The organism is Micromonospora sp. NPDC047521 (genome assembly GCF_055587305.1).
Genome location: NZ_JBVJGN010000003.1, coordinates 134,997 through 146,308, shown reverse-complemented (window position 1 = coordinate 146,308; position 11,312 = coordinate 134,997). Strand labels below are relative to the sequence as shown.

General features: G+C 72.9%; 10 protein-coding genes. All 10 read right to left on the bottom strand.

Going from position 1 to position 11,312, the window contains the following annotated elements; all coding sequences use genetic code 11:
* Positions 1-171: 171 nt before the first annotated feature.
* The gene (locus tag ACZ6N8_RS08295) at positions 172-1,239 is read right to left on the bottom strand and encodes a polyprenyl synthetase family protein (protein ID WP_466008542.1); all 1,068 of its coding nucleotides are present in this window, start codon (positions 1,237-1,239) and stop codon (positions 172-174) included.
* Complete coding sequence (locus tag ACZ6N8_RS08290) at positions 1,236-2,651, bottom strand: alkaline phosphatase family protein (RefSeq protein ID WP_466008540.1); 1,416 nt, start codon at positions 2,649-2,651, stop codon at positions 1,236-1,238. Before ACZ6N8_RS08290 ends, ACZ6N8_RS08295 begins: the two co-directional genes overlap by 4 nt.
* Positions 2,648-3,847, bottom strand: a complete 1,200-nt coding sequence (gene eboE, locus ACZ6N8_RS08285; RefSeq protein WP_466008538.1) for a metabolite traffic protein EboE — start codon at positions 3,845-3,847, stop codon at positions 2,648-2,650. Before eboE ends, ACZ6N8_RS08290 begins: the two co-directional genes overlap by 4 nt.
* Entirely contained in the window at positions 3,847-4,704 is an 858-nt protein-coding gene (locus ACZ6N8_RS08280; protein WP_364362330.1) for a TatD family hydrolase, read from the bottom strand. The genes eboE and ACZ6N8_RS08280 overlap by 1 nt, the downstream gene beginning before the upstream one ends.
* Before the next feature lies 1 nt (position 4,705).
* Complete coding sequence (locus ACZ6N8_RS08275) at positions 4,706-5,314, bottom strand: EboA domain-containing protein (RefSeq protein WP_466008536.1); 609 nt, start codon at positions 5,312-5,314, stop codon at positions 4,706-4,708.
* 58 nt (positions 5,315-5,372) lie between these two features.
* Entirely contained in the window at positions 5,373-6,365 is a 993-nt protein-coding gene (locus ACZ6N8_RS08270) for a sugar phosphate isomerase/epimerase family protein (RefSeq protein WP_466008534.1), read from the bottom strand.
* Entirely contained in the window at positions 6,362-7,243 is an 882-nt protein-coding gene (locus tag ACZ6N8_RS08265; protein ID WP_466008532.1) for an SCO3242 family prenyltransferase, read from the bottom strand. Before ACZ6N8_RS08265 ends, ACZ6N8_RS08270 begins: the two co-directional genes overlap by 4 nt.
* Positions 7,227-8,393: an inositol-3-phosphate synthase gene (locus ACZ6N8_RS08260; protein ID WP_466008530.1), complete on the bottom strand. Its 1,167-nt coding sequence runs from the start codon at positions 8,391-8,393 to the stop codon at positions 7,227-7,229. The genes ACZ6N8_RS08265 and ACZ6N8_RS08260 overlap by 17 nt, the downstream gene beginning before the upstream one ends.
* Before the next feature lie 542 nt (positions 8,394-8,935).
* Entirely contained in the window at positions 8,936-10,111 is a 1,176-nt protein-coding gene (locus ACZ6N8_RS08255; protein ID WP_466009144.1) for a Gfo/Idh/MocA family protein, read from the bottom strand.
* Between the two features lie 54 nt (positions 10,112-10,165).
* Entirely contained in the window at positions 10,166-11,218 is a 1,053-nt protein-coding gene (locus ACZ6N8_RS08250; protein ID WP_139587363.1) for a substrate-binding domain-containing protein, read from the bottom strand.
* Positions 11,219-11,312 lie beyond the last annotated feature (94 nt).

Genomic DNA, 11,312 nt, shown 5'->3' with positions numbered 1-11,312 from the left:
GCGCCGGATGCCGTAGCGGTGGTGGGGGTCGATGGGTTACCGCGCCGCCGGTTCACCTCGACGAAACATTGTCGTGTTGGTCACGACACTAAATTGCGGCGTGTCGATGTGTCTATACCTTCCGGTGATCCGGCAACAACTTTCGTCGATCTCGCCGAAAGTCGGCAGGATTCAGGCGCGGCGGTCGATCGCCTGCGCGGCCAACGCGATCAGCGCGGCACGGGCCTCGTCGGCCACCTGGGCGCTCTCCAGGGCGGTCAGCGCCGCCTCGGTACGGACCCGGATCATCTGCTCGATGCGCTCGCGCGCGCCGGTCCCCTCGATGATCGTCCGTAGCTCCGCCGCGCCGTCGGAGTCCAGCGTGGGGTTGCCGAACAGCTCCCGCAGCCGCGCGGTCTGCGTCCGGTCGGCGGCGCTGCGGGCCAGCGCCATCATCACCGTCGGCTTGCCCTCGCGCAGGTCGTCGAGCACCGACTTGCCGGTGACCGCCGGGTCACCGAAGACGCCAAGCACGTCGTCGCGCAGCTGGAACGCGTCGCCCAACGGGTCACCGAACTCGCCCAGCGCCTCGATCAGCTCCGGTCCCGCACCGGCCAGCGCGGCGCCGATCTGCAACGGCCGGGTCACCGTGTAGCGGGCGGCCTTCATCCTTATCACCGTGAGCGCGCTGGCCACCGAGCCGTCGCCCACCCCGGAGACCAGGTCCAGGTACTCCCCGGCGATCACCTCGGTACGCATCAACGCGAACACGCCGTAGCCGCGGTGCACCTGCTCGGTGTCCAGACCGCACTCGTGGAACATCTGGTCCGACCAGGCGGCGCAGAGATCGCCGCAGAGCAGCGCGGTGTTGCGCCCGTACGCCTCCGGATCGCCGCGCCACGACGAGCGGGCGTGCAGGTCGGCGAAGAGCCGGTGCACCGACGGCTCACCCCGACGGCGGTCGCTGCCGTCGAGGATGTCGTCGTGGATCAGCGCGAACGCGTGGAACAGCTCCAGGGCCGCCGCCGCCACCACGATCGGGGTGCCGTCGGCGGCGCCCGTCCCGCGCCAACCCCAGTAGCAGAAGAGCGGACGCAGCCGTTTCCCGCCGGCAAGCACGAACCGTTGCAGCGCGGTGAACACCCCGCGCGGCGCGCCGTCCGGCCAGTCCGGCCCCTGCCGGTCGAGGAACGCGGCCAGCTCCGCGTCGAAGCGCGCGCGCAGCCCGCTGGTGTCGGTGGGCGCGACGGTGACCGTCATGTCCGCTCCCCCGACCCCTCCGCGCCGCCGGCGCCTAACCCGGCCAACTCCAGTAACAACCCCTTGACCTCGGTGGCGGCGATCCGGTCCCGGGCCGCGCCCGGGTCGGAGCAGAGCAGCACCGGTGCGTCCGCCGGGTCGTCCGGCAGCCGTCCGTGCGAGCCGCGTACCGCGCGGGCGCCGGCGTCCAGGCCGACGGCGCTCATCAGGTACCGCATGCCGACCTTCTTGCGGGCCAGCGCGGCGGCCGCCCGCAGCTTCGCCGCCCCGGGGTTGGCCGGGTCGAAGAACAGCTCGGCGGGGTCGTACCCGGGCTTGCGGTGGATCTCGACCAGCCGGGCGAAGTCCGGCGCGCGGGCGTCGTCGAGCCAGTAGTAGTAGGTGAACCAGGCGTCCGGCTCGGCCACAAGCACCAGCTCACCGGCGCGCGGATGGTCCAGCCCGTGCGCGGCCTTGCCCTCGGCGTCGAGGACCTCGGCCACCCCGGGCAGGCCGGCGCAGAGCTTCGCCACCGCCGGCACGTCGGCCGGATCCTTGACGTAGACGTGCGCGATCTGGTGGTCGGCGACCGCGAACGCCTTCGACGTCCACGGGTCGAGGTACTCCATGCCGGCCTGCGTGTGCACCCGCAGCAGCCCTTCGGAGCGCAGCAGCCGGTTGACGTCCACCGGTCGGGACACATCGGTGATGCCGTACTCGGACAGCACCACCACTGTGGCGTCGCGGGCGCGGGCGGCGTCCAGCAGTGGCCCGAGCACGGTGTCCAGCTCGGCCGCCGCGGCGGCGGCCTGCGCCGACGAGGGACCGAAGCGTTGCAGGTCGTAGTCCAGGTGCGGGACGTAGACGAGGGTGAGGTCGGGCGACACATCTGCCAGGATCTGCTCGGCGGCCTGGCAGATCCACTTCGACGATGCCAGGCTGGCCGTCGGCCCCCAGTACGTGAACAGCGGGAAGGTGCCCAGCCGGCCGGTGAGCGCGCCGTGCAGCTCCGGCGGGTCGGTGTAGCAGTCCGGCTCCTTGCGCCCGTCGGCGTAGTACACCGGGCGCGGGGTGACCGTCCAGTCGACGTCGGCGCCCATGGCGTACCACCAGCAGACGTTGGCGACGGTGTAGCCGGGCTCGGCCCTGCGGGCCGCCTGCCAGAGCTTCTCCCCGCCGACGAGCGCGTTGTGCTGCCGCCACAGCAGCACCTCGCCCAGTTCCCGGAAGTACCAGCCGTTGCCGACGATGCCGTGCCCGCTTGGCGGTTCGCCGGTGAGGAAGGTGGACTGCACCGAGCAGGTCACGGCGGGCAGCACGGTGCCCAGCTCGGCCCGGAAGCCGCCGTCGGCGACACCGCGCAGCCGGGGCATGTGCGCCAGCAGTCGGGGGGTCAGCCCCACCACGTCCAGGACCACCAGTCGTCGGCTCATCGTGTCACTCCCGTGTTCACTGTGCTCTCCGGGGTCAGCCCGAGGCCGACCAGTTCGTCACGGGCGAAGGCCAGCTCGGCGGCGATGCCGCCGGCCAGCTCCGCGTCGGTGCCCGGCCTCCGCGCGGCCGGCAACACCCCCCAGGTGTACGTCTCGACGTCGAGGTGGTCGCACCCCGCGGTCGGACCGGTGTAGAGCGCTCTCAGGGCGGCGCGCAGAACAGGCAGGGTCGAGCCGAGCGGTTCCTCCGGCGGGGCGTGCAGGGGCACGTGGTAGTGCACCCGCCACGGGCCGGGCAGCGCCCGGTCCAACGCCTCGTCCAGGTCGTCGGCGGCGTACGCCTCGTCGGCGGGGTCGCTGCCGCCGGCGCACCCGGCGCCCCGGGTCTGGTGCATGAAGCGAGGCTCCACCCAGCGGTGCAGCGCCTCGGCCCCACCGACCGGGTCGGCGGCCTCGACGGCGGCGGAGACCTGCACCTTCACCACCGGCAGCCCGGCCGCCCGGAGCCGGTCCAGTGCCGCCACGGGGTCTTCCCAGGCGCACGCCAGGTGGGCCAGGTCGAGACAGATGCCCAACCGCTCGGTGTCCATGCCGGACAGCAGGGCGGCGGCCTGACCGGTGCTCTCCACCACGCAGCCGGGCTCCGGTTCGAAGCCGACCCTCACCTCGCGGCCGGTGTCCCGCTGCACCGTTGCCAGGCCGGCGGCGAGCTGGTCCAGCCGGCGTTGGGAGGCGTCGGCCCGGTCGGTGTCCCAGGGCTGCCGCCAGGCCAGCGGCAGGGTGGAGATCGAGCCCCGGGCCGCGTCGTCGGGCAGCAGGTCGGCGAGCACCCGGGCCAGGTCCAGTGTGTACGTCAACCGCTGCTCGGTGCTCCAGTCGGGGTGGTAGACGTCCTTCTTGACCACCGGGGCCTGGAAGGCCGCGTACGGGAAGCCGTTGAGGGTGACCACCTCCAGGCCTCGCGCGTCGAGTTCGGTGCGCAGCCGGCGGCGCAGCGCCGGGTCGGCGGCCAGCTCGGCGGCGACCGGGGCGGCCAGCCACAGGCCGAGCCCGAGCCTGTCGCTGCCGAGCGCCTCGCGGACGGGAAGGGCGTACGTGTCCAGTTGACCGATGATGCCGGCGAGGTCCTCGGCGGGGTGAACGTTGGTGCAGTAGCCCAGGTGCACGGTGTCACCGCCGGCATGTCGTAGCCGCATCAGCTGCCGCCGCGCAGGATCGAGTTGCCGGTCTGCGGGTCCACGGCCGCCGGGTCCTCCAGGTCGCTGAGGTCGAGTCGGCCGGACTGCCCGTAGAACTCCACCGGGTTGCGCCACAGCACCCTGTCGATGTCGTCGTCGCTGAACCCGGCCTGTGACATCGCCTCGCCGGTGGCCCGGGTCAGCAGCGGGTCGGAGCGCCCCCAGTCGGCGGCCGAGTTGACGAGCATCCGCTCGGTGCCGTACTCGCGCAGCAGCTCGACCATCCGCGACGGGGTCATCTTGGTGTCCGGGTAGATGGAGAAGCCCAGCCAGCAGCCGGTGTCCCGGACCAGCTTGACCGTCACCTCGTTGAGGTGGTCGACGACCACCCGTCCCGGTTCGATGCCGGACTCGGCCACCACGGCGAGGGTGCGCTCGACGCCCCGGGCCTTGTCCCGGTGCGGGGTGTGCACGAGCGCCGGCAGGTCGTGCGCCACGGCCAGCGCGAGCTGGGCGGCGAACGCCTCGTCCTCCTCCGGGGTCATCGAGTCGTAGCCGATCTCGCCGACCGCCACCACCGCGTCCTTGTCCAGGTAGCGGGGCAGCAGGTCCAGGACCGGGCGGCAGCGGCTGTCGTTGGCCTCCTTGGGGTTCAGCGCCACAGTGGCGAAGTGCCGCACCCCGAACTGCCCGGCCCGGAACGGCTCCCAGCCGATCAGCGAGTCGAAGTAGTCGGTGAACGAGGCGGCGCTGGTACGCGGTTGACCCAGCCAGAACGACGGTTCCACCACGGCGCGGACGCCGGCGGCGGCCATCCGTTCGTAGTCGTCAGTGGTGCGTGAGGTCATGTGGATGTGTGGGTCGAAGATGCGCATGTCACGCCTCCCGGGGCAGTGCGGCGGTGAGCCGGTCGAGCAGGTCGGTGGCGTCGGCGGGCAGTTCCCGGCCGGCGGCGTGCCGTTCGGCGGCCAGCGCGGCCAGCATGGTGGCCAGCTCGCCGTCGGCGCGGGCGTCCAGGTCGGCCACCGCGGCGAGGGGGACGCCACTGAACACGCACTTGAGCACCGCCTGCCGCCACGCCGCCGCGTCGAGGTGCCTGGCGTACGGGCCGAGGGCGGCGGCGACCAGCCGGGTGTCGTTGGTCCGGATCGCGTCGTGCAGCAGCGGCACCCCTGCGGCGCCGATCGGCAGCAGCGGCAGGGCGCGCAGCACGGCCCGCCGCTCGGCCGCGTCGCCGTGCCGGTAGAGGGTGTCGGCGTACGCGGCGTGGTCGCCGGGGAGCGCGGTGAGCAGCAGCACCCGGGCCGCGTCGTCGGCGGTCCAGCCGGGGGCGTCGGGCAGCGGGCCGCGTCCGCAGCGCCGGCCGGCGGCGGGGAAGAGCCGGGTGATCGCGGTGGGTTCGGTCGCGACCCGGCGCAGCGCCGTGTCCAGCCAGTCGGGATCGGGTACGCCCCGCAGTGCGGCCCGTAGTGAATCCGGTGTCATCCCGTCTCCTCCCCTTGTGCTGCTCCGCAGGCACCCCAGGCTCGCCCTTTGCTCTGCTTCACTCCACGCGACGGCCGCTGTCCACATACCGGACGGTCGCTGGTGCGTCCGTTGAAGCAGAGCAAAGGGCGCCTGGGGGCACCTCGTCCTCGGTGGGCCGCGCGCCAGCGGCCGCGGTCGCGGCGGCGGCGCGCAGGAACTCGATCGACCGGGCGGCCACGGCAGGTGCGGCGTGTGAGTCGCGGGGCAGTTCCACCGCGACCAGACCCCGGTAGCCGGCCTGCGCAAGGGCCGCCAGCACCGGCGGGAAGTCGATCTCGCCGACGCCGAACTCCAGATGCTCGTGCACACCCCGGCGCATGTCGTCGATCTGCACGTTGACCAGGTGGTCGGCCACCTCGGCGACGCACTGCGGCACCGGCCACGGCTCCAGACAACGGCAGTGTCCGATGTCGAGGGTGATGCCGAGGCGGGCCGGCGCCCCGAGGGCGGTGTGCAGTCGACGCCAGTCGGCGATGTCCTCGACGAGCATTCCGGGCTCCGGTTCGAAGCCGAGGGTGACGCCTGCGGAGTCGGCGGCGTCGACGACTGTGGCGCAGCCGGCGACCAGACGGTCCCAGGCGCACTGCGGCGACACCGCCTCGGGGCGTACGCCGGCCCAGAACGAGACCGCCTCCGCGCCGAGGTCGGCGCCGACCCGGACGGCCCGCCGCAGGAACTCGATCCGCCGCGTCGGGTCGTCGTGCAGCAGCGTCGGGGCGTGCTTGTGCCACGGGTCGAGCAGGTACCGGGCCCCGGTCTCGATCACCACGGAGAGGCCCAGCTCGTTCAGTCGTCGGCCGACCGCGGTGACCCGGCGGGTGAGGCCGGGCGCGAACGGGTCGAGGTGGTCGTGGTCCAGGGTGAGCGCCACCCCGTCGTACCCGAGGTCGGCGATGACGGCGAGCGCGTCGTCGAGCCGGTGGTTGGCGAAGCCGTTGGTGCCGTACCCCAGGCGCAGGGTCGTCGCGTCGGCGGCCGGCGGCGCGGGTCGGGGCGCGGGGGCGCTCATGTCGGGGACATCTTCCGGGCCAGCCGCCGGCCCAACGGCGCCGCCGCCGCGACGGCGACGCCGAGCAGGCCGGCTCCGCCGCGTGCGGTGAGCGCCCCCTGGAGGGCGGGTAGACCGGTGATCCCCGCGCCGACGGCGGCACGGACCCGTCCGGCCGACGGGTCACGGACCACCTCGGCCTGCGCCGCGCCGTACCGGGCGGCGTACCAACCGGCCAGCACGGCGGGCAGCACGGTCCGATCGGTCTGCCCGGTCGGGGCGCGGCGGGTGCCCGGCGCGGCGACGGCGGCGCTTGCCGCTACCAGGGCGGTGCCGGCGAGCGTGCGCATCGGCAGAGCCCTGTCGGCCCCGGTGACCTCGTGCCGGGACAGCGCGGTGACCGTCCAGGTGTGCGCGGCGACGGTGGCCGCCGCCGGCAACGCCCGGATCAGCCGGCCGCCGGACGCGCCGAGCAGCACGTCCAGCCCCCGGCAGGCGGCCATCACCGCCGGCCCGACGGCGGTGTTCTTGGCCAGCAGGTCGTACCCCCAGATGGTGGCGGCCAGGGGCACGGCGAGGGCGGCGGCGCGGCGACCGCCCACGGCGGCGGCCAGGCCCACGCCGGCGGCGGTGAGACCGGCGGCGAGACCGACAGCGACGGTAGGGGTGACCCGGCCGCTGGGGATCGGCCGCTCGGGCCGCTCCACGGCGTCCAGGCGGCGGTCCGCCCAGTCGTTGGCGGCCATGCCGGCCCAGTAGAGCAGGACCGACGCGCCGGCCAGGGCGGGAGTACGCGGGCCCAGCGCGCCGGCCGCCGCCGCACCGGCGACCACGTCACCGGGCACCGAGAGCGCCGCCGGCGCCCGGACCAGCTCGGCGACGTCAGACAGCGTGGTCATGGCCACCCTCCCGGCCGGCGTGCAACTGGCGGGTGAAGTCGGCCAGCCGCGTCCACTGCTCGGCCAGCGAATGGGTGAGGGCGCCGAGCGGGTCCTTGAAGAAGAAGCCCAGCTCGGGCAGTGGCCCGACGCGCCCGGCGGCGTGCGCGGCGGCGGTGAGCCGGGCCAGGTCCAGCACCAGCGGCGCGGCCAGCGCGGAGTCGCAACCGTGCCAGGTGAACTCCATCCGCATGCCGGTGCCGAGGAAGCCGGCGAACGTGATCAGATCCCAGGCGGTCTTGAAGTCGCCCAACTCCTCGACGTACTCGATCCGGGTGCCGCCCTGCGGGACGTAGCCCAGCGTCTCGCCGAGCACCCGCTGTTTGCTCTGCACCTTCGCCGCGTTGGCGGCCGGGTCGGCGAGGGTGGCGCCGTCGCCGCCGCCCAGCAGGTTCATCCCGGACCAGGAGCGCACAGTCAGGTTGCGCATCGCGAACATCGGCGCGAGCACCGACTTGACGAGGGTCTCCCCGGTCTTGCCGTCGTGCCCGGCGTACGGCAGTCGCAGCTCGTCGGCCAGCGCGGCAAGCGCCGGCAGCCGCAGCCCGGTGGACGGGGTGAAGTCGACGTACGGGCAGCCGGCCAGCAGCGCCGCGTACGCGTACAGGGAGCTGGGTGGCAGCACCTCGTCCGGGCCGGCGAGCGCGGCGCGCAGCGCGTCGGGGTCGGCGTGCCCGGGGTGCGGTCGGGGGGTCGGTTCGGTGGCGGAGACGTTGACCACCACCACCCGGTCCAGTGCGTGCCGTTCCCGGAAGCTGGTGAGGTCGTCGACGGCGGCGGCGGCCCGGTCGGCCTGGGTGGCGCCGCCCGGTGCGGGGCGCAGCTCCCGCTCGACGGCGGCCAGCTCGTCGGGGAGCGCGGCGACCAGCCTGCCGGGGACGACACCGGCGTCGGCAAGCGCCTCGGCGCGCTTGCACAGCGGGGTGGTGGCCAGGTCGTGCCCGCCGAAGACCAGGTCGGCGAAGGACGGCAGGGCGGGACCGCGCAGCTCGGGCAGTTCCGTGACGCAGCCGGTCGGCCCGGCCAGGCCGGCTCGCAGCGCGAGCCCTCCGACGATGCTGGTGGTCGCGACCGAACCGCGCGCTCCCACCAACCAGACACCCGTTCGCATGGTGCACCCTCCTCATCCAGAGGAACCGTCGGTGTAACTAAATATAGGAATATCAGAATATTGTTCGGAAAGATACGCCCTGGGTGGATGGGCCCCGCCCGCCCGGCCCGCACCAGGACGGCACCCGGTTCCGACGTCGGCGTCGGCGGCGACGACGCCGGACCGGTTCCCGGTGCGGGTACGGACAGACGGGGCTGGCAGGCAGGGTCGGTCGGCGTCTCGACCCTGCCTCCCCCGCATCCGGCCGGCCAGGGCGTTGGCATGCCCGGGCCGGACGTCTCAGGCCGGCGGAACCGTCAGATTCTCCGGCTCGCCGGGAATGGTGGCGGTCCTCCGGTGCGGCCGGGGAATCCCGGTCCGGCCGCACCGGACGACCGTCCTGCTCGTGCGCCACCGGGCCGTACGGCCCGGCTGCACGCCCTCCGTCGCCGACCTCGTCCCGGCCGCGGGGCGCAAACCGCGGCCGGTCCCTCGCCGGTCGGCTCCGGAAAGCCGGTCGGGCGATGACGGCGGAAAACACCGCCAACGCGGATGATCGATGGTCAGACGGCCACCGCGGCCAGTGTCGGCTCCACCTCGGTCCACGAGGAGCCGATCTCCGCCGAACGGGTCACCGCGTCCAGCACGAGCTGGACCTGCAACGCGTCGGCGAAGGACGGGGCGGGGTCGACACCGGTGGCGACCGCCTCGATGAAGTCACGCATCTCGTGCGTGAAGGAGTGCTCGTAGCCGATGATGTGACCCGGCGGCCACCAGGCCGACATGTACGGGTGTTCACCCTCGGTCACCAGGATCCGGCTGAAGCCCTGCTCGGCACCCGGCCGGGTGGCGTCGTAGAACTCCAGCTCGTTGAGGCGTTCCAGGTCGAAGACGACACTGCCGAGCGAGCCGTTGATCTCGACACGCAGGGCGTTCTTGCGGCCCGTCGCGAAACGGCTCGCCTCGTACGTGGCAAGCGCGCCGCCGTCCAGCCGGGCCACGAAGACCGCAGCGTCGTCGACGGTCACCGGCCCGGTGGGCGCCGAGCCGCCGTCCACAGTGGCCGCCAGACCGCTCGACTCGGCCGGCAGCGGCCGCTCCTTGACGAACGTCTCGGTGACGGCGCTGACCCCGGTGATCCGCTGGCCGGTGACGAACTGGGTCAGGTCGATGATGTGCGCACCGATGTCGCCGAGCGCGCCGGAGCCCGCCCTGTCCTTCTGCAACCGCCAGACCAGCGGGAACTGCGGATCCACGATCCAGTCCTGCAGGTACGTCGCACGGACGTGTCGAATCACCCCGAGTCGTCCGTCGGCGACCAGCTTGCGCATCATCGTGACCGCGGGGACCCGGCGGTAGTTGAACCCGCACATCGACCGCACCCCGGCGGCCCGGGCTGTCTCCGCCGCGGCGGTCATCGCCCGTGCCTCGGCCACCGAGTTGGCCAACGGCTTCTCGCACAGGACGTGCTTACCGGCGGCCAACGCGGCGAGCGCGATCTCGGCGTGACTGTCGCCCGGGGTGCAGACGTCGACCACGTCGATGTCGTCCCGGTTGATCAGGTCACGCCAGTCCGTCGTGTACGCGTCCCAGCCGAGCCGGTCGGCGGCGTCAGCCACCTTTCCGGTGTCCCGGCCGCAGATCAGCGCCATCCGGGCCCGCGCCGGCAGGTCGAACACGCGGTTCACGGTGCGCCACGCCTGTGAGTGCGCGGCGCCCATGAACGCGTAACCGACCATGCCGATCCGCAGTTCTCTGTCTGTCGTGGACAAGGTGGGTCTCCCCCCGGTATGTCAGAACCCGAGCTTGTCGTAGCTGCTCGCGTTCTCCTTGGTGATCGTCTCGGAGGCAAGGGTCACTTCCTTGGGCACCTGCAGCTCGGTCAGGTCGCCCAGGCCCCGACCCTGCGCGATGAGCCGCGCGAGCGAGACAGCCGAGGAGGCCATCGACGGGTTGTAGGTGACGGTCGCCTTGAGCACTGTGTTGTCGGCCTTGATCGCGTCGATCGCGAGCTTGGAGCCCGCGCCGCCGACCATGAAGAACTCCGACCGGTTGGCCTGCTTGATGGCGGCGAGCACGCCGATGCCCTGGTCGTCGTCGTGGTTCCAGATCGCGTCGATCTTCGGCAGCGCCTGGAGCAGCTGGGCCGCCTCGCGCTGGCCGCTGTCGGAGGTGAACTCGGCCGAGCGCCTGTTGCCCACCTTGAACCCGTAGGTCGCCAGGGCCGCCGCGAAGCCGGCGCTGCGCTCGACGGTCAGCGGGATCTCCAGGCCGGCGATCTCACCGATCACCGGGTTGGCGATGCCCTTGTCCTTGAGCTGCTTGCCGATGAAGTGCCCGGCCGAGACGCCCATGCCGTAGTTGTCGCCCTTGATGACCAGCCGCGAGGCAAGCGCGTCGGGGAAGGCCCGGTCGAGGTTCACGATCGGGATGCCCGCCTGCATGGCCTGGAGGGCAACGGCGTTGACCTCCTTGCCGTCGTGCGGGAGCACGACGATGATGTCCGGCTTCTGGGCGATGAGCGTGCCGAGCGTGGAGCGCTGGGCCTCGGAGTTCGACCCGCCGTCGACCTCCTTGAACTCCACGTCGGAGTACGCGGCGGCCTGGGCCTTGGCGTTGGCGTGGATCGCACCCATCCAGCCGTGGTCGGCGGCCGGGGCGGAGAAGCCGATGACGACCTTCTTGCCCGGGGCGTTGTTGCCTTCGCTGTTTCCGGCGGCCTTGGTCTGGGTGCTGGCGGCCGGGGTCTCGTTGCTGGTGCAGGCGGTCAGCAGGGTGGCGGCGCCGACTGCGGCTCCACCGAAGAGCAACCGGCGGCGCGACACGTCGCGACTGTGCTGGGTCATGAAAGACCTCCTGGGAGCGGGTTTTCTGAGGGTGAGGGTGTGCGGAGCCCGGCCACTGTCGAAGATCTCGACGTCGCCAGGGAGAACGGTGCGG

Coding starts and splice junctions, on each gene's coding strand:
- ACZ6N8_RS08295 (WP_466008542.1), bottom strand. CDS start 1,239: ATGACGGTCACCGTCGCGCCCACCGACACCAGCGGGCTGCGCGCGCGC.
- ACZ6N8_RS08260 (WP_466008530.1), bottom strand. CDS start 8,393: ATGCGAACGGGTGTCTGGTTGGTGGGAGCGCGCGGTTCGGTCGCGACC.
- ACZ6N8_RS08280 (WP_364362330.1), bottom strand. CDS start 4,704: ATGCGCATCTTCGACCCACACATCCACATGACCTCACGCACCACTGAC.
- ACZ6N8_RS08275 (WP_466008536.1), bottom strand. CDS start 5,314: ATGACACCGGATTCACTACGGGCCGCACTGCGGGGCGTACCCGATCCC.
- ACZ6N8_RS08255 (WP_466009144.1), bottom strand. CDS start 10,111: ATGGTCGGTTACGCGTTCATGGGCGCCGCGCACTCACAGGCGTGGCGC.
- ACZ6N8_RS08270 (WP_466008534.1), bottom strand. CDS start 6,365: ATGAGCGCCCCCGCGCCCCGACCCGCGCCGCCGGCCGCCGACGCGACG.
- ACZ6N8_RS08290 (WP_466008540.1), bottom strand. CDS start 2,651: ATGAGCCGACGACTGGTGGTCCTGGACGTGGTGGGGCTGACCCCCCGA.
- ACZ6N8_RS08250 (WP_139587363.1), bottom strand. CDS start 11,218: ATGACCCAGCACAGTCGCGACGTGTCGCGCCGCCGGTTGCTCTTCGGT.
- eboE (WP_466008538.1), bottom strand. CDS start 3,847: ATGCGGCTACGACATGCCGGCGGTGACACCGTGCACCTGGGCTACTGC.
- ACZ6N8_RS08265 (WP_466008532.1), bottom strand. CDS start 7,243: ATGACCACGCTGTCTGACGTCGCCGAGCTGGTCCGGGCGCCGGCGGCG.